The organism is Nocardia aobensis NBRC 100429, assembly GCF_000308375.1.
Lineage (GTDB): Bacteria > Actinomycetota > Actinomycetes > Mycobacteriales > Mycobacteriaceae > Nocardia > Nocardia aobensis.
The window spans coordinates 1-17,855 of the sequence record NZ_BAFQ01000104.1; the positions used below are offsets into that span (position 1 = coordinate 1).

Annotated in this window: 18 protein-coding genes; 5 read left to right on the forward strand and 13 right to left on the reverse strand. The window is 69.1% G+C overall.

Annotated elements, in window-relative coordinates:
• From RJ03_RS13235 to RJ03_RS13250, 4 genes are all read right to left on the reverse strand, one after another.
• Positions 1–1,317, reverse strand: a 1,317-nt coding sequence (locus tag RJ03_RS13235; RefSeq protein WP_245552274.1) for an ArnT family glycosyltransferase, incomplete at its 3' end; no start/stop codon positions are given.
• Positions 1,318–1,445: 128 nt separating this feature from the next.
• Positions 1,446–2,306: a 5-oxoprolinase subunit C family protein gene (locus RJ03_RS13240; RefSeq protein WP_036501791.1), complete on the reverse strand. Its 861-nt coding sequence runs from the start codon at positions 2,304–2,306 to the stop codon at positions 1,446–1,448.
• A 17-nt stretch (positions 2,307–2,323) separates the two neighbouring features.
• Positions 2,324–2,956 (reverse strand): 5-oxoprolinase subunit B family protein, encoded by a 633-nt coding sequence (locus tag RJ03_RS13245; RefSeq protein ID WP_036501793.1) that lies wholly within the window; start codon positions 2,954–2,956, stop codon positions 2,324–2,326.
• Positions 2,953–3,702, reverse strand: coding sequence for a LamB/YcsF family protein (locus tag RJ03_RS13250; protein ID WP_036501795.1), 750 nt, complete (start codon positions 3,700–3,702; stop codon positions 2,953–2,955). The genes RJ03_RS13245 and RJ03_RS13250 overlap by 4 nt, the downstream gene beginning before the upstream one ends.
• A 106-nt stretch (positions 3,703–3,808) precedes the next feature.
• On the opposite strand from RJ03_RS13250, the gene RJ03_RS13255 reads away from it, so the two are divergent.
• Positions 3,809–4,336, forward strand: coding sequence for an NUDIX hydrolase (locus tag RJ03_RS13255; RefSeq protein ID WP_036501797.1), 528 nt, complete (start codon positions 3,809–3,811; stop codon positions 4,334–4,336).
• Here RJ03_RS13255 and RJ03_RS13260 read toward each other — a convergent pair.
• Entirely contained in the window at positions 4,333–5,013 is a 681-nt protein-coding gene (locus tag RJ03_RS13260) for a TIGR00266 family protein (protein ID WP_036501799.1), read from the reverse strand. The genes RJ03_RS13255 and RJ03_RS13260 overlap by 4 nt on opposite strands.
• A gap of 121 nt (positions 5,014–5,134) precedes the next feature.
• On the opposite strand from RJ03_RS13260, the gene RJ03_RS13265 reads away from it, so the two are divergent.
• Positions 5,135–5,866, forward strand: coding sequence for a peptidylprolyl isomerase (locus RJ03_RS13265; RefSeq protein WP_371507397.1), 732 nt, complete (start codon positions 5,135–5,137; stop codon positions 5,864–5,866).
• Positions 5,867–5,929: 63 nt separating this feature from the next.
• On the opposite strand, the gene arc is transcribed toward RJ03_RS13265, so the two are convergent.
• On the reverse strand, positions 5,930–7,690 hold the full coding sequence (arc, locus tag RJ03_RS13270) for a proteasome ATPase (RefSeq protein WP_036501801.1): 1,761 nt from the start codon (positions 7,688–7,690) through the stop codon (positions 5,930–5,932).
• A gap of 281 nt (positions 7,691–7,971) precedes the next feature.
• Here arc and RJ03_RS13275 point away from each other — a divergent pair, with 281 nt between their 5' ends.
• Positions 7,972–8,460, forward strand: a complete 489-nt coding sequence (locus tag RJ03_RS13275) for a WKL family lipoprotein (protein ID WP_036501824.1) — start codon at positions 7,972–7,974, stop codon at positions 8,458–8,460.
• Positions 8,461–8,578: 118 nt separating this feature from the next.
• On the opposite strand, the gene RJ03_RS13280 is transcribed toward RJ03_RS13275, so the two are convergent.
• A complete protein-coding gene (locus RJ03_RS13280) occupies positions 8,579–9,412 on the reverse strand; it encodes a tRNA (adenine-N1)-methyltransferase (protein WP_036501807.1) in 834 nt (277 codons plus the stop codon).
• Between the two features lie 83 nt (positions 9,413–9,495).
• Here RJ03_RS13280 and RJ03_RS13285 point away from each other — a divergent pair, with 83 nt between their 5' ends.
• Positions 9,496–10,359 carry a RecB family exonuclease gene (locus RJ03_RS13285; RefSeq protein WP_036501809.1) on the forward strand — a complete coding sequence of 288 codons (864 nt, stop codon included), beginning with the start codon at positions 9,496–9,498 and terminating at the stop codon, positions 10,357–10,359.
• Positions 10,360–10,380: 21 nt separating this feature from the next.
• Here the strand turns inward: RJ03_RS13285 and hisG are convergent, their stop codons facing one another.
• The 6 genes from hisG to RJ03_RS13315 all read right to left on the reverse strand — a co-directional run bounded on the left by hisG (position 10,381) and on the right by RJ03_RS13315 (position 15,786).
• On the reverse strand, positions 10,381–11,232 hold the full coding sequence (gene hisG, locus RJ03_RS13290) for an ATP phosphoribosyltransferase (protein WP_036501811.1): 852 nt from the start codon (positions 11,230–11,232) through the stop codon (positions 10,381–10,383).
• Between the two features lie 92 nt (positions 11,233–11,324).
• Complete coding sequence (locus RJ03_RS13295; protein ID WP_030518144.1) at positions 11,325–11,588, reverse strand: phosphoribosyl-ATP diphosphatase; 264 nt, start codon at positions 11,586–11,588, stop codon at positions 11,325–11,327.
• A gap of 85 nt (positions 11,589–11,673) precedes the next feature.
• Positions 11,674–12,264 carry a GNAT family N-acetyltransferase gene (locus RJ03_RS13300; RefSeq protein WP_245552275.1) on the reverse strand — a complete coding sequence of 197 codons (591 nt, stop codon included), beginning with the start codon at positions 12,262–12,264 and terminating at the stop codon, positions 11,674–11,676.
• A gap of 27 nt (positions 12,265–12,291) precedes the next feature.
• Positions 12,292–14,106 carry a choline/carnitine O-acyltransferase gene (locus tag RJ03_RS13305; RefSeq protein ID WP_036501812.1) on the reverse strand — a complete coding sequence of 605 codons (1,815 nt, stop codon included), beginning with the start codon at positions 14,104–14,106 and terminating at the stop codon, positions 12,292–12,294.
• Positions 14,103–14,912 (reverse strand): class I SAM-dependent methyltransferase, encoded by an 810-nt coding sequence (locus tag RJ03_RS13310; RefSeq protein WP_198163911.1) that lies wholly within the window; start codon positions 14,910–14,912, stop codon positions 14,103–14,105. Before RJ03_RS13310 ends, RJ03_RS13305 begins: the two co-directional genes overlap by 4 nt.
• Positions 14,913–14,940: 28 nt before the next feature.
• Positions 14,941–15,786, reverse strand: coding sequence for a HalD/BesD family halogenase (locus RJ03_RS13315; RefSeq protein WP_036501827.1), 846 nt, complete (start codon positions 15,784–15,786; stop codon positions 14,941–14,943).
• A gap of 279 nt (positions 15,787–16,065) precedes the next feature.
• On the opposite strand from RJ03_RS13315, the gene RJ03_RS13320 reads away from it, so the two are divergent.
• The coding region (locus tag RJ03_RS13320) for an ATP-binding protein (RefSeq protein WP_036501818.1) at positions 16,066–17,855 on the forward strand (1,790 nt) is incomplete at its 3' end.

The window sequence follows — 17,855 nt, forward strand, 5'->3', positions numbered from 1 at the left end:
GCGGCCGAGGTGGTCGAGGGCGGCGGCCTGCCAGTAGGTGTCGGTGACCACGACGGCGCGGTCGCGGCGCGCGGCGGGCAGCCCGCGATAGGCCGTCGTCACCGCCGCGGTGAGTTCCGGCCAGCCGAATTGCCCGTAGGTGCCGATCGCTATCGCCGCCGAGACATCGTCTCGGGGTGGCTCGATCGCCGCGGCCGGACGCCACGGCAGCGACGTCACGATGGTGGCCAACGCCGCAACCGTCACCACCAGAGTCGCGACACCCGCGATCCGGCGACCGACCGCCGCCCGCTTCCGCATCCAGTCCACCAGCGCGACGGCGCCGGCCGCCAGCACCACCCCGTACATCCCGGCCGGGTAATACACCCGCCCGCCGGTGATCAGGAAGACGATATCGACCACGATCAGGGTGACGCCCAGAAAACGGTACGGCCGCAACGGTTTCCAGCGCAGCAACGCCCACAACCCGCCCAGCAGGACCGGCACGCCGAGAACGCCCACCAGGATCAGCGAGATCGGCACGAACAGCAGGCGACCGCCGATGATCGCCTGTTCGGACGCGATCTCGGCGCCCATCGCCAGTTGCGGCCAGCCGTGGCGCAGTTGCCAGATCACCTGCGGCACCGCCGACAACACGGTGAGTCCCGCACCGGCCCACAGCAGCGGACGGCGCAGCAACTCACGCGGACCGAAGACCGCACAACTCACGGCCAGCGCGATCCAGAAGAAGGGAATCAGCCATTTGACCTGCAGATCCACCGCCGTCACGAGGCCGGCGATCAGCAGCAGGGCGTCGCGGCGAGTCCGCACCCACCGCACCACCAGCAAGGTGATCAGCACCCACAGCGCGGTATCGACGGTATTGGTGGTCAGCATCGAGCCCTGCAGCAGCAGGAACGGCGAGCACGCGTAGGACAGGGCGGCCAGTGCCTGCGCGCTGCGGCCGCCGCCGAATTCGCGAGTGATCATGGCGCACAGCACGATCGCCGCGACCGTGATCAGCACCGCGGGGATACGCAACGCCGGATAGGAGCCGGGGACGAGCATGTCCATGATCCGGGCCAGCAGCGGCAGCATCGGGCCCTGATCGGCGTAACCCCAGTTCAACCGGCGGCCGGCGGCGAGAAAGTAGAGTTCGTCGCCGAAATACCCGTACTTCGAGGCCGCGAACAGCAGCGCCGCGCCGCCGAGGGCGGCGATCGGCGCGACCACGGGCCACGCGACAGGTGCGATCGCGGCCGATTCGGTCGCGCTGCGCGCTCCGGTCGATCCGGTCGCGCTGCGCGCTCCGGTGTCGGACTCGTACACATCGGTCACCGGCACACTCCTGGAGCGGATTTCGGGGGACGTCTGCGAACGTATCGGTTTCCGGCCGCCGGGGAGTCGCCCCGCAGACCGATCCGCTGTCCACCTCGAGAGGTATACCGACCCCTCCTCGCGGCGGATCAGGGCTGCCAGGAACAGAATTCGATCAACTGGCCGGGCCGGGCCTGACCGAGCAGATCCACATCGTCGTCGATCACCGTGCCCACCACGGGATAGCCCCCGGTGATCGGCCGGTCGGCCAGCAGAACCACCGGCCGCCCCGCGGGAGGCACCTGAATCGCCCCCAAAGCCATTCCCTCAGTGGGTAATTCGGCATCGTCGATTCGGCGCAGCGGCGGGGCGTCGCCGTGGCGGTCCAGGCGCACACCGATCCGGTCGGTGTCGGTGGAGACTGCCCAGGCGCCGGTGAACAGATCGGCGGGATTGTGGAACCAGTCCGCGCGCGGTCCGAGCCCGGCGCGCACCCGCAGCGTCCCCGGAGTGAGCGGCGCGACAGGCGCCATCTCGACGGTCGGCCAGCCGCGCGGCGGGGCACCGACCGGCAGGGTGTCTCCTCGGCGCAACGGCTCCGGACCCAGGCCCGCCATGGTGTCGCGGCTGCGCGAGCCGAGGACCGGCTCCACCGCGATCCCACCGCGCACCGCCAGATAGCAGCGCAGACCCGCCTCGGCCATGCCGATCCGCACCCGCTGCCCTGCCGCGACGAACAGGACCGAAGCCGGAGGTTCCGCTCGCACGCCGACGCTGATCGGCACCGGCGCACCCGTGACGCTCACGACCGCCGGGGCGTCGAATTCCACGCTCAGCCCGCCCAGCACGCATTCGATCGCCGCCGCCGATTCGGCATTGCCCACCAGGCGGTTGGCCAGCCGCAGCGCCCGGCGGTCCACGGCCCCCGAGACCCCGACCCCGGCGTGGAACCATCCCGGCCGCCCGAGATCCTGCACGGTGCTCAGCGCGCCCGCCTCGAGCACCCGCATCCGCACCGCCGGGGCTCTCACCGATCCACCGCCACGAATCGGACGCGGGTACCCGCACGCAACAGCGCCGGTTCCGGCCGCGCCACATCCCACAGCACCAGGTCGGTGCGGCCGATGATCTGCCAGCCGCCCGGCGAGCTGCGTGGATAGACGGCGCTGTATCCCCCCGCCAGGGCGACCGAACCCGCCGGGACCGTGGTGCGTGCCTGCGGGCGCCGCGGCACCGACAGTCCGGCGTCGGGTGCGTGCAGGTAGCCGAATCCGGGCGCGAAACCGAGGAAGGCGCACCGCCACTGCGCACCGGTATGCCGCTCGACCAGTTCCCCGGGCGTGACACCCAGATGTCCGGCGGCATCGGCGAGGTCGGGCCCGTCGTAGCACACCGGAACGATCACCGTCTCCGCCTCGGCCGCGTGGTCGGAATCGGCGCCCGGCGCGAGATCCAGTGCGCGCACGCGTGATTCGATCGCCGCCGGGTCGATGCCGGGACACAGCGTGAGCAGGACGGTCCGAGCGGCGGGCAGCAGGTCGGCCACCCCGTCGATCGGTGCGCGCCGCAGGTGGTCGAGCAGCAGCGGCAGCTGGGCGGCGTCGGCCGGTTCGAGGAGCAGCGCGCGGTCACCCGCGGGCCGCACGGTCACCGCGCTCATGTGAAGCTCCGTAGTTCGACGCCCTTGTCCAGCAGCGACTGCCGGATCGAACGCGCCATCCGGACGGCATCGGGCGAATCGCCGTGCACGCAGAGGCTGCGCACCTCGACCCGCACCGGGTCGCCGGCCACCGTGTGGGCGTGTCCGTCCACGGCGATCGACACCGCCTGCCCCAGCGCCGCTTCCGCGGCCAGCACCGCACCGGCGCGCCCGCGCGGCACCAGCCTGCCCTCGGGGGTGTAGGCGCGGTCGGCGAAACCCTCCGCGTGGAACGAGATTCCGGCAGCCTCCGCGGCGCGAGCAAGCTCCGAGTCGGCGGGCCCGAGCAGGCTCAACTCGCCGAAGGTGAGCAGCGCCGCCACCACCGCCTCGGCTGCGGCCGGATCGGACGCCGCCGAGTGATACAGCGCACCATGGGGTTTCACATAGCGCACCCGATCGCCGGCCGCCCGGGCGAAGCCGTCGAGTGCGCCGATCTGATAGATCGACTCGGCGGTCAACTCGTCCGGGGACACCGCCATCTCGCGGCGGCCGAATCCGGCGAGGTCGCGATAGGAGATGTGCGCGCCGATCCGCACCCCGTGCGCGACCGCCAGATCACACGTGCGCCGCATGATCACCGGATCCCCGCCATGGAAACCACAGGCGATATTCGCGCTGGTCACGACGTCGAGCAGCGCCTCGTCGTCGCCCATCGTGTACGCACCGTACCCCTCCCCGAGATCGCTGTTCAGATCGATCACCACGGAGCATCACCTCGCCTCGCCGTTGTCCTACCACCATCGTCCGCGCTCGCCGCCGATACGCCACCGTGGGCGCATTCTCCCCCGCCCACCGCCTAGGGTGGCGGGAATGGGTGAGGTCATCGCCGTCTACGACGGCCACGGCAACGAGACCGGCAGTGCCGAACGCGCCGAGGTGTATGCCGAAGGATTGTGGCATGCCAGTGCCGGCGTGCTGGTGCGATCGCTCGACGGGCGGCGCATCTACGTCCATCGGCGGACCGATACGAAGATGGTGTTCGCCGGAATGCACGACTGTCTGGCCGGCGGCGTGCTGGCCCCCGGGGAGGATCCCGCCGCCGCGGCGGCGCGCGAGCTGAGCGAGGAGCTGGGAATCGTTGCGGCCCCGGCGGACCCACGGCCGCTGGCCCGGGTGTCCTGGGACGGCAGCTGGGCGGGCCGCCCGATGCGGTGCCATCTGTTCGCCTACGAGATCCGCTCCGACGGGCCGATCACCGTCCAGGCCGAGGAGATCGCCGCGGGCTGGTGGTGGACCGACGCCCAGCTGTGGGAGCATCTGAGCGACCCCGGGTGGCCGTTCGTCCCCGACACCCGAGTCCTGATCGGCGACCTGCTGCACCCGCGTGATCGGCCCTAACCGGACGAGGTGACCGCACCGGCCCACGCCGCGAACGCGCCCGGGTTGCGGGTCTGCAGCAGCACCCGGCCCGGGCCGGTGAAGTCGAACACCAGCCCCTCGCCCGAGGTGATCGATTGCAGTGAACGACCCGAAACCGCCCGGCGGATACCGAATTTCAACGCGAGGTCGTAGGCCACCACGTGGCCGCAGTCGATGGTCACCGACTCACCCGGCTGCAGATCGATCACGTCGATGGCGCCGAAGACGCCGACCACGACCTCGCCCTGCCCCTGTGCGCGCAGGCCGAATCCGCCCTCGCCGCCGAACATGTTGGCGAAACCGCCCCACTTCGCTTCCACCTGCACGCCATGGGAATTGGCGATCCAGCCGCCGCGGCTGATGAAGTACGGGCGGTCCGGCGCGATCGGCAGCGCCAGCATGTCACCGGGTAACGCCGGCGCGACATCGACCCAGCCGCCCTGCGGAGGCGCGGTGAACGTGGACACGAAGAACGACTCGCCGGCCAGCACGGAACGCTTCAGCCCCGCCAGGAATCCGCCCTCGGCCTTCGCGGCCAGGCTCACACCGGCCGAATGGGCCACCATCGCACCGGTTTCCGCACGCAACGGCTCCCCGCCGGCGAGAAAACATCGCGCCACCGTGGACGACGGATTATGCCGCAACACCACCTGCATGGCCGCGACGTTAGCAGCGCCGGGGGCGGGATGTCCCATTCACCCGCACCCGGCGGGCGGGCGTGCGATGATGCCGGGCGACCGAACCGAATCACGAGACGAATGTCGGAGGCCCGCCCCGGTGCATATCGATTTCCCACACTCGCAGTCCGATCTCGACCACTCCGCCCGACGCGACCGCAGATCGCGCAGATTGCCGGTGCGCAGCGGCCTGGCGGCGGCGGGTGCGGCGATCGCGCTGCTGGCCGGCGGCACGACCGCGGTGGCCGCCCCGCTGCCACTGCACACCCAGGCTCCCGGCTGCATGACCCCCGGCGACGCTGCGCCCAACGGCAAGCAGTGGCCGGCCGAACCCGCGGTGACCATCGACCCCAATGCCGGTTACACCGCGACGCTGGAAACCAACTGCGGAACCATCACAGTCGCCCTCGACTCCGCGCACGCGACGCATACGGTCAACTCGTTCGCCTTCCTCGCCGGCGAACAGTACTTCGACCACACCCGCTGCCACCGCCTGACCACCGAGGGCATCTTCGTGCTGCAGTGCGGTGACCCGACCGGCACCGGCACCGGCGGTCCCGGCTACCGGTTCGGCGACGAGAACCTCGCCGGTGCGACCTACCCGGCGGGAACGGTCGCGATGGCCAACTCCGGCCCCAACACCAACGGAAGCCAGTTCTTCCTGGTCTACTCCGACAGCAAACTGCCGCCCAACTACACCCCGTTCGGCCGGATCACCGGCGGTATGGACGTGTTGCAGAACATCGCCGCGGGCGGCGTGAAGGACGGATCCGGCGACGGCGCACCGGCCACCGATATTGTGCTCGACTCGGTGGCCACTGCCCGGCGCTGACACCGGATACGGCGAAGGCCGCGCTCGCGATGCGGGCGCGGCCTTCGTGTGTGTGCGGTACTCCTAGAGGTACTGACCCGTATTGGATTCGGTATCGATCGCCCGGCTCGCCGAAGCGTTCTTACCGGTAACCAGCGTCCGGATGTAGACGATCCGTTCGCCCTTCTTACCCGAAATACGTGCCCAGTCATCAGGATTGGTGGTGTTGGGCAGGTCCTCGTTCTCGGAGAACTCGTCGACGATCGAATCGAACAGATGCTGGATGCGCAGACCGGGATTGCCGGTCTCCAGCACGGACTTGATCGCGTACTTCTTGGAACGGTCCACGATGTTCTGGATCATGGCGCCGGAGTTGAAGTCCTTGAAGTACAGGACCTCCTTGTCACCGTTGGCGTAGGTGACCTCGAGGAAGCGGTTGTCCTCGCTCTCGGCGTACATCCGGTCCACGACCCGCTCGATCATCGCCTGGACGCACTTGGCGCGATCGCCGGCGAACTCGGCGATATCGTCCGCGTGCAGCGGCAGCTGCTCGGTCAGGTACTTGGAGAAGATGTCCTGTGCCGCTTCGGCATCCGGACGCTCGATCTTGATCTTCACGTCCAGGCGGCCGGGCCGCAGGATCGCGGGGTCGATCATGTCCTCGCGGTTGGACGCACCGATCACGATGACGTTCTCCAAGCCCTCCACACCGTCGATCTCCGACAGCAGCTGTGGCACGACCGTGGTCTCCACATCCGAGGACACACCCGAACCGCGGGTGCGGAAGATCGAGTCCATCTCGTCGAAGAACACGATCACCGGGGTGCCTTCGGAGGCCTTCTCACGAGCCCGCTGGAAGATGATCCGGATGTGGCGCTCGGTCTCGCCCACGAACTTGTTCAGCAGCTCGGGACCCTTGATGTTGAGGAAGAAGGACTTGGCCTCCTTGGCGTCCTCACCGCGCGCCTCGGCGATCTTCTTCGCCAGTGAGTTGGCGACCGCCTTGGCGATCAGCGTCTTACCGCAGCCGGGCGGACCGTAGAGCAGCACACCCTTGGGCGGGCGCAGCGCGTACTCGCGGAACAGATCCTTGTGCAGGAACGGCAGCTCCACCGCGTCGCGGATCTGCTCGATCTGGCGGCCCAGGCCACCGATGTCCTCGTAACCGACATCGGGCACCTCTTCGAGCACCAGATCCTCGACCTCGGCCTTGGGGATGCGCTCGAAGGCGAATCCGGCCTTGGTGTCGACGAGCAGCGAATCACCCGGGCGCAACCGCCGCACGGGCGCGTTGGGATCTTCGACGTCGTCCGCGTCGACCAGCGCCGACAGCGGGCCCGACAGCCAGACCACGCGTTCTTCGTCGGCGTGCCCCACGACCAGGGCACGACGGCCGTCGTCGAGGACCTCGCGCAGGGTGCCGATCTCACCGGTCCGGTCGAAGGTGCCGGCCTCGACGACCGTGAGCGCCTCGTTCAGGCGCACGGTCTGTCCGTAGTGCAGTTCCGAGGTGTCGATGTTCGGCGAGCACGTCAGGCGCATCTTGCGTCCGGAAGTGAACACGTCGACAGTCTGATCCTCGTACACACCGATCAGCACGCCGTAGCCGCTGGGCGGCTGGCCCAGCCGATCGACCTCCTCACGCAGCGCCACCAACTGCTGACGAGCCTCCTTGAGGGTGTCCATCAGTTTGGTGTTGCGAATCGTCAGCGAATCGATACGAGCTTCCAATTCCCTTGAACGATCCGGCGAGTCGGCGAGTTGCCTACGGAGTGCAGCCGCCTCGGCGCGTACCACCTCGAGTTCTCTCCAGGCCGCCGAATCCGAATTCTCGATGGGGCTCATGATGCTGCTCCTCCCAGTCCCGGTCTATCAACGCTACCGGGCGCGAACCGTTCTCGCTTTCCGACATGGTTTCGTCGTGATCACATCTCAGCTGCGGTCTACCGGCCCGGGCCACCATGTTAGCCTGCCCTAACCTGCATTCGGCGAGCGAATTCGCCGGACCGAACCGAAAGGTCTAGTCGATGCTCCTTCCTACCCGCCACAGCGTTACTCCCTTCGGTGGCAGTATCCGCACCGGGAGCAACGCCACGCGGACCGCCGGTGTTTCCGGTTCGCGCCGGTTGCGTCTTGCTACGGCTACCGCGTTCGCCGCGCTCGCCGTTACCGCTATGACAGCATGCGGGTCCGACAATTCCCAGGACTCCACGCCGACGAGCGCCACCACGGCCACCTCGGCCGCGGCCGCCGCGACGAGCGCCACCGCCGCGCCCGCCCCCACCGCCGAGGAGCTGCAGGCCACCCTCAACGGTTTCGTGGATCCGGCCAAGCCGACCGCCGAGAAGGAAAAACTGGTGGTCGGAGGGGATAAGCGCGCCGCCAACATCGACACCATGACCAAGGGACTGGCCAACTACGGCACCATCACCTTCACCGTCGCCGACATCAAGACCGAGGGCGACCAGGCCACCGGCCAGGTCACCATCACCTCGCCGCACGGCCCGGCGGGCCCGATGCCGATGACCTGGCAGCACTCGGCCGCCGGCTGGCAGCTGTCGGACGCCTCCGCCTGCCAGATCCTGGCCATGGGTATGGCGCCCTGCCAGCCCTGATCGCGGCACGACACCGGCCCCGGTTTCGCCAGGCGCGAACCGGGGCCGCGTCGTCGGTAGGAGGCTGCCGATCGAGCCGAGCACGGCGAAGCGGAGGGATGAGGCCTGAGTCGCCCGCTCAGCCCTTGGAGGGCCGCCGCTGCGGTTTGGGTGCCACCACGCCGTCGGCGAGGCGCCGGGCACTCACCAGGAAGGCCGTATGCCCCTGCATGCGGTGCTCGGGGCGCACCGCCAGGCCGACCACATGCCACGGCCGCACCAGCGACTCCCAGGACCGGGGCTCGGTCCAGCACTGTTGCTGGCGCAGCGCCTCCACGACCTCCGACAGCTGCGTGACGGTGGCGACGTAGACGATCAGGACCCCGCCGGGGATCAACGCGCGCGACACCGCCGGCAGCGCATCCCACGGTTTGAGCATGTCCAGCACCACCCGGTCGACCTGCTCGCCGTCGTAGTCGGCGACGTCGCCGAGGGTCAGCGTCCAGTTGTCCGGCCGTTCGCCGAAGAATCGCTCGACGTTGCGGACGGCGTGCTCGGCGTGGTCCTCGCGGATCTCGTAGGAGCGCACACTGCCGTTCGGGCCGACCGCGCGCAGCAGCGAGCAGGTCAGCGCACCCGATCCGGCGCCGGCCTCGAGCACCCGCGCTCCGGGGAACACGTCACCCTCGTGCACGATCTGCGCGGCGTCCTTGGGATAGATGACGGCCGCACCGCGCGGCATCGACAGCACGTAGTCGACCAGCAGCGGCCGCAGCGCGAGATACGGTGTGCCGTTGGCGGATTGGACCACACTGCCCTCGTCGGCGCCGATCAGCTCGTCGTGGCGGATCGGTCCCTTGTGGGTGTGGAACTCCTTGCCCGGCTCCAGGACGACGGTGTGTTGCCTGCCCTTGGCATCGGTCAGCTGCACCCGGTCCCCCGTGGCGAATGGACCGGTCCGTCTGGCCGTCATGAATCTCCGTTCTCCTGTGCGTCATTTCCGGCGGCGGTAACGCGCCGCGGAATGTGTCGGTACCCGCCGATAGCCTGCCAGGTATGTCCGCACCACCGACGGCGACCCCGCCCGAATTACCGGCCGTTTCCCGCGGACCGGCGTTGTCGCCCTCGCGGGCAATCGATTTCAAACAATGTCCGCTCAAATACCGATTACGCGCCATCGACCGCATTCCGGAAACTCCCGGCCGCGACGCCGTGCGTGGAACGGTGGTGCACGCGGTGCTGGAATCGCTGTACGGGCTACCCAGTGGTGAACGCGTTCCGGAGCGCGCCGCGGCGCTGGTGGAGCCGACGTGGCAGCGTTTGCTGGCAGATCGCCCCGAGATCGAGGTGGTGCTCGAACAAGGCGGTCTCCCACCGTTTCTCGACGAGGTGAGCCGCCTGGTCCGCGACTACTATCACCTCGAGAACCCCACCGCATTCGACCCGGAGTCCTGCGAATCGCTGGTGGAGGTCCGGCTGGCGGACGGGTCGCCGCTGCGCGGTTATGTCGACCGCATCGATATCGCGCCGGACGGCCGGTTGCGGGTCGTCGACTACAAGACCGGCCGCGCTCCAGCGCCCGATGCCGAGCAGAAGGCGCTGTTCCAGCTGAAGTTCTACGCGCTGATCATGTACCGCACCCGCGCAGTGGTCCCGGCCCAGCTGCGGCTGCTGTACCTGCGCGACGGGCAGATCCTGACCTATGCGCCGGACGCGGACGAACTCGTCCGGTTCGAGCGCATCGTGTCGGCCCTGTGGACGGCGATCACCACCGCCGGCCGCGACGGAGATTTCCCGCCGCGGCCCGGATGGAGCTGCAAATTCTGCGAGTACCGCTCCCTGTGCCCGGCCTACGGCGGTACCCCGCCGCCGTATCCGGGCTGGCCGGACGATGCCGCCGCGACGGTGCCGCACCCGTGACCGGGACGCCGTCCGTCGACGTCAGAAGGCGCGGCAGGAACGGATATCGGTGGCCAGGATCGCCTTGGCGCCGAGTTCGGCGAGCTGATCCATCACGCCGTTGCCCTGGTTGCGGGGCACCAGCGCGCGCACGGCGACCCAGTCCGGATCGGTCAGCGGGGACACGGTCGGCGACTCCAGCCCGGGCGTGATCGCGGCGGCGCGGTCCAGCAGATCCTTCGGGCAGTCGTAGTCCAGCATCAGATACTGCTGGGCGAAGACCACGCCCTGGACCCGGGCGATGAGCTGGTTGCGGACCTTGTCGCTGTGATCGGAACCGGTGGCCTCGATCAGCACGGCCTCCGAATCGCACAGCGAATCGCCGAAGGCGACCAGATCGTGCTGGCGCAGGGTGCGGCCGGAGCCGACCACGTCGGCGATGGCATCGGCGACGCCGAGCTGGATGGAGATCTCCACCGCGCCGTCGAGGCGGATCACCTCGGCCTCGATCCCCCGGCGCTGCAGATCCCGCAGCACCAGATTCGGGTAGCTGGTGGCGATCCGCTTGTCGTAGAGGTCCTCGACCTTCCATTCGCGACCGGCGGGGGCGGCGTAGCGGAAGGTGGAGCGGCCGAAACCGAGGCCGAGGCGCTCCTGCACCGGGGCGCCGGAATCCAGCGCCAGGTCGCGGCCGGTGATGCCGAGGTCCAGGCGTCCCGACCCGACGTAGATCGCGATGTCCTTCGGGCGGAGGAAGAAGAATTCGACCTGGTTGGCATTGTCGATCACCGACAGGTCGCGCGAATCGCTGCGTTTGCGGTAGCCGGCCTCGGTGAGAATTTCGACGGCCGATTCGGACAGAGCGCCTTTGTTGGGGACTGCGACGCGAAGCATGGGGTGTCCTTTCGGGACGGGTGGCGGACAGATGTGTCAGGGAGCGGTCGAACCGTGTCGCCCGGAAGCCGTGGTGGCCCGGGCCTCACCCGTCACAGATGTCGGTACACGTCCTCGAGCCGCAGACCGCGGCCCACCATCAGCACCTGCACCCAGTACAGGAGCTGCGAGATCTCTTCGGCCAGCTGTTCGTCGGTCTCGTGTTCGGCGGCGATCCACACCTCACCGGCCTCTTCGATCACCTTCTTGCCCTGCGCATGGACCCCGGCGTCCAATGCCGCCACGGTTGCGGAACCTTCCGGACGGTTGGCCGCACGATCCTGCAGCTCGGCGAACAGGGTTTCGAAAGTCTTCACGGGAGGCCATTCTTTCAGACGACCGCATATGTCCCGCAATCGGTTATCGGCGCGGGCCCCGCGGTTGCCGCGGGTGTGCGCGCGGTCACCGTCCGGAGGGCGCCGATGCCGCCGGAGCCTCGCGGGGACGATCGATGCGATAGATGTAATGCCATCCGTCATCGATCGGGTTGTCCGGCGGCAGCTCCCCTGCCGCGACTCGGCGCAGACCGGCCTTCTCCAGCGCCCGCCAGGACGCGCGGTTGGCCGCCGCGACGGGGACGACGATGCAGTCGGCGCGCGGATAATCGCCCCAACTCGCCGCGACGACCGCGCGCAGCATCGCCGAACCCAGGCCGCGACCCACCCGCCCCGGCTCGCCGATCAAATAGTCCAGCGACACGGCCTCGCCGGGCACCTCGAGGATCGGCCGCATCTGCTCCACGTACTCGGGCCAATCCGCCCAGCGGATCCGCTGCACCAGCCCGACGGGTTCACCGTCGGCGCTGACGAGCAGATCCTCGGCGGCCACCTCCCCGCGCGCGGTCGGGCCGAAATCGCGTTCGACCGAGGCGGCGTCGAAGTCGTGATGCCACCACCGCCGCACATGCGGTTGCGCCAGCCAATGTCCCAGCAGCGCGAAATCCGCCGGTGTCACCTGGCGCCAGGCGAACTGCGGCATCACCGAGTCGACCACGGGAACGAGGCTAGCAATGCCCTCCGATCAGGCCGAAGCGAGCAGTTCCTCCAGTTCGGACACTGCGGTCCGCAGTTCGTCCGCAAACCGATACATCTGCTCCGCAACGGATTTCGGCGTGGCGAGGTAGATGTTCCAGCGGTCCGGCAGCAGGACGTAGGCGATGCCGATGCACTTCTGGCTGGTGCAGCCGAAACCGAAGTATTCGATATTCGCCGAGGGCGCCGAACTCGTACTCAGGTAGTCGTCGCGGGTGATGATCCAGCCCGGGCTGTCGAAGAAGGGCATCGGCTCGGTCGCGCCCAGTTCGGCGCCGCGCCGGCGCTGCACCCACTGCAGCTCCCACAGATGCTGCTCCGGCGCCTCACCGCGCTGGCACTGTTTGGCGCGCTCCACGTGGGCGGTCGCGGCCGCCCGGGCGGCGGCCAGTTTCGTCGCCGTATCGGCCGACGAATCATCCATGGCGGCAACGAATTCCAGGATCTGCGGGGTCACCACGCGCATCGCCTCGGTGCGGCCGTTGCGATACTGCCGGGTCGCGATCGATTCGTAGGTGGCCCCGATCATCCCCTTGCTGCGCTGATGGGCGAGCTGATAGCTCAACTGCGCGAAGGCGTCCGGCGAGATGCCGAGTTTCTTGGCGCGGCCGGTACCGAAGCGGTCGAACGACACCGTGGTGGTGGCGTTGTCGGCGACGAACTGCGCGAACGCGGCTGCGGCCGAGGAGATCTCACCGCGCAACCGATCGTCGAGCCGGAATTCGATCGGCTCCACCGAGGGCAGTCCCTGCGGTTGCGCCCCCGACTGCGCGGCATGCTCGCCGGCCGGAGCCTCGAGCAGCCGGTCGACGAACGACAGGATGGTGGTGCCGTCGAGTCCGCAGTGCTCGACGTTGATACCGGCGCTGCCGTCGGCGAAGACGATCAGCGAGACCGCCTTGTCGAACCACCGGTTACCGCTGTCGCCGTGCAGCAGCTGATCGCTGGCCGCGAGCTGATCGGCCGGGGTCACATCGTCGAGGCAGACGCAGAACAGCGCGGTTTCGATCGACTCCAGTGCCGCCGCGTTCACCGGATCATCGAGCAGACGGGCACGCACACCGGCCCATTCGGCGCGCGCCATGGTGGTCAGATGCCCGGCCGAGGAGTCGACCGGCAGCTGCTCGGGCGCCGCCTTGAGCACGGCCCGCAGTCCGTCGGCGAGGTCCTCCGGGGCGTGCGGCGCACCGCCGGCGCCGATGACCTCCATCCGGAACATGGCGCCGTGGTGGAAGACCACGATGTGACGCGCCTGCGATGGGCCGGGCCATTCGTCGCTGTAGGGCACGCGCACGCTGTCCTGCGGATCGCCCGGAATCCTGGTCTCGGAGAACAGGAATTTGTTCTGCGCCATCGAAAAGTGCGCTCCGCGTTGCACGACCGGCGGGATCTCCTCCCGATCGAGCAGCAGTTTGTAGTTCACCGCGGCGGTGATCAGCGCGGCGGCGCGCTCGGCCTGCTGATCCGAAGTGGACTGCGCCAGTGGCGTGTCGTCGCGGAACAGGAAGAAGAAGTTGGCGTTGACCGCGATCCGGTCGCGACGGCCCAGATAACGCGAGGGCCAGAACTCGTCGAGCCAGCTGCCGACGCCGGGGCTGCTGTCGAACCGTTCCAGATCGGCGTGCAGGATCCGGGCCGGACCGTCGGCGCGCAGCAGATCGGCCACGGCGCGCTCGGTATCGGCGTATTCGTCCTCCGACAGCAGCGGCCGCGACCACTGCAGGAAACGCGCACAGCTGTCGTCGAGCGTGGGCAGCGGCACGCGCGGCAGCTGATCGTCGAAGGCGAAGGTACGGTCGGTCACGGGCGGTCCTCGGGGGTCGGTGTGGATATGTACAGTTCGGCGTGCAGCCAGCCGTCGGATTCGTAGCCGGTCGGATCGATTCCGTTGGCGGTCAACGTATTCAGTACCTGTTGCTGTTCGGCCGCGGAGGCGAAGCGGCGCTGCCGGAAAGTGCCGGGACGGCGTTCGGTCCGGTACCCCAGGGCGGCGAGCTCGCTTGCGATCGGTTCGAAGGCGTACATCCGCAGGACGAAGTGTGCCATCCACGGTAGCCGGGTACCGTGCGCGCGGGCCACCCGTGTGAGGGTGCGGCCGGTGACGTAACCGACGCAGCCCGTAGAGATCACCAGATCCGCCGAACCGATGATCTTCCGCTGCGCCTCGGTGGGATCGCCCGCCTCGAGATCGGCGTGGACGGTTTCGTGCAGCAGTCCGGTGGCGGCCGCGTAGTCCAGCGCCGGTGCGGAGGCGTCCATGCCGATGAAGCGGATCGCGGGCAGCCGGTCGTCGGCGGCCAGGCGGGCGCGGTCGCGGGCGATGCAGGTGGCGGTGTCGGCATCACCGTAGTGCTCGGCCAGATCGGCGACGGTGGTGCCGAAGCGCAGCAGCGCCGCGTTCACCCCGTAGGAGCAGCCCAGGTCCAGGACGGTGGGCGCGGTACCGGTGTGCGCCTCGTAGTCGGCGAACAGTTCGAGGAAAGCGGGCTTCGCCAATTCCGGTATGCAGTAGTCCAATTCGGCCATCCGGCGGCAGTAGGCGCTCGGATCGGGGCGGTCGTAGATATCGTCGAACGAGGCTTTTCCGGTGCTGTGCATCGAAACCGTCACGGGCGATCCTCCTGAGTCGAACGGGTGATCAGTCGAGAAGTCGGTCGCCGCGTACGGCATTGCCCGCCGCGGCCAGATGGTCCGGCAGAACCCGCCCGAACAGTTGCCGGGTGCGTTCGACCGCGCCCACGATGCCCGGGCGGTCGCTGTAGGCGAAGATCGCGCTGTGACGCTGGGTGGCGCCCTCCACCGGTGAGACGCGGTGCAGGGAGAAACGGCCCTGGAACAATTGCAGATCGCCGGGGCGCAGTGTGAGCCGCCGGATGAGTGGCTCACCCGATCCGGTGAGCACCGCCCGTACATCGGCCAGATTCTCCGATTCCGGTGTGCGGATACGCGGGCAGTATTCGAAGACCCCGCCCGCGTCCGGCTCCTGGGTCAGCATCGAGACCGTGAATTCGTTGGTATCGAAATGCCACGGATGCGACATGCCGGGCGCAACCACGTTGAGGCACAACCCCGCCAGCGGATCGGTGTATTCGTGCAATTGCGGCAGACCGAAGCATTCGGCGACCAATCGCTGGAACGCCGCACTCGTGTAGAGCACCTGGATCACCGCGGTCCGGGGAATGAGATCCCGCGCGACGAAGGCGTTTCCGCGCTCGAGCACGATCGTGGCCGGGTGGTCGGGCGGCAGGTCGCTGTCGAGCGGAATGTTGTACGCGTTGACCTTCTGGACCGTGTAGTAGGCGTGTGGGGCGAGTTCGGCGCCCTCCTCGCGCAGCGTGGCCAGCAGGTCCGGGCGCACGAAGCCGGGCAGGACGGTGCAGCCGTCGGCGGCGAGGTCCTCGCGCGCTCGGCGCACCACCTCGTCCCACCGCGCGCTGCCGGGTGCGTCCAGCGGATAGCGCTCGGTGTCGACGACGGCGGTCAAAGCCGGTCCGGCCGCACCACCCACCCGTTCCGAAGTGCTCTCTCCCCCAGCCGTTTCACCGCTCCCCCGGCCCATTTCACCCACGTTGCCACAACCCCCTGTCGCCGCCATGAAGATCATTGTGACCTGCCGGACGCCATCGCACAGCAGATTCCCGGATATCATTGGGAAACCTCACAAACCCTCGAGTAACCATGTGCGCCAGCGATATTCGCGACCACAACGCCGCGGCGCACCGCTGCCCGCCCGGCCGACGCGCACGGGCGGTAGGGTCGCGAGATGGCGCCACTGCGGGTGGGCACCGTCCCGACCACCTCCGACGAATTCATCGGCCGCGAACCGGAACTGGGGCGGCTGGCCACCCTGCTGTCCGGGCCCGCGCGGCTGATCACGGTCATCGGCGCGGGTGGGCTGGGCAAGACTCGCCTGGTCACCGAGGCCGTGCACCGGTTGCCCCGGACCGGCGGGCGACGCGTGCACTGGGTGCGTCTGGCGCGCCTGGCGGCGGGGACGGACGCGGCCGGCGTGGCCGAGGAAGTGGTGCGCGCGGTCGTCGATCACGACTTCTCCGGGCGGGATCCCTGGCCCGCGCTCAGCGATACCCTCACTGCCGCCGCCGCGCCACCGGTGCTGGTCATGGACAACTGCGAACACGTCACCGACGGCGCGGGACAGGTGATCGCCGAGCTGATCGAGACGGTGCCGGGCCTGACGGTGCTGGCCACCAGCCGTCGCCCCCTCGGCTGGATCGACGAGCAGCTCCTACCGCTCCCGCCGTTGACGCAGCGCCAGGCCGTGGAGTTGTTCCACAAGCGCGCGGCGCTGACCGGTACCGTGCTGAGCCCCGACAGCGCCGGCACGGTGGCCTCCATCTGCCGGCATCTGCACCACTACCCGCTGCACATCCGGCTCGCGGCGGCCCGGCTGCGGCGGCGGCCGCCGGCCGTGATCCTGCGCGATCTCGACGGCCGGGCCGGCGACACCCGCCTGCACTGGCCACCGGCCACTCTGGTCGGCGCGGACACCCGGCATCGCGGTATCACCGACGTGATCGCGTGGTCGTTCGAACTGTGCGACGCGCGCGAACGGCTGCTGTTCGAGCGGATGTCGGTCTTCGCACCCGGATACGACGTCAATCCCGCCGACGCCGACGACGACTCGGGTCTCGAGGTGGGCGCCGACCTCGACGCGATCGTGGCCGTCTGTTCCGGCCTCGACACCTCCGACGGTTCCGCAGCGGAGCCGGCCGCCGCGGAGGTCGAGGAACTGCTCGAACGACTGGCCGACCAATCGCTGGTCACCGTGCATCTGAGCGCCCGCGAGGTGCGCTATTCGCTGCTGGAGAGTCTGCGGCTGTTCGCCCGGGAGCGCCTGGCCGAACGCGATCCGTGTGAGCCGCGGCGGCTGGCGGACCGGCACCGCCGCTATTACCGCGACCGGATCACCAGTTCCGACGACGGCGACGGCCGGTTGCCGCAGTGGGCGCGCGCGTCGTGGGACAACCTGCTGATCGCCATCGACCGCAGCCTGGACTCGCCCGACGACGCGGTGGCCGGGCTGGAGATCGCACTGGGGATGATCGCGTTGCATGTGCCCTTCTTCCGGGGTTCGTTGCGCGAATCACGGCGTCGCGCCGCGAAGACCCTGGCCGTCGCCGAATCCGCGCCCGAGCCGCTGCGGATCCGTGCGATGGCCACGATCGCCTGGATCTGCCTGTGCCAGGGGCAGCCCGGCGAGGCGGAGGAGCTGCTCGACCGCTGCGTGGCGGCCGCGGTGCCCGAGCCGGCGGCACGGGCACGGTTGGCCGCCGACCCCACCGCCGACGTTCCGCTGCCCGCCCCGGTGGTATTCACCCTGGGCTGCCGGTTGATGCTCGTCGATCAGGATGTGCGCGCACTGGTGCTCCTCTCCCGTGCTCGCGAAATGTTCACCACCGCAGCCGATTACGGGCACGCGGCGATCAGCGCGCTGTTCGAGGCACTCGCCGCCGCCTTCCTCGGTACGCCCGAGCAGGCTCTCGCCGTGACCGCCCGCCACCTCGAAGCGGCGGATTCGGGTGCGGACTGGGC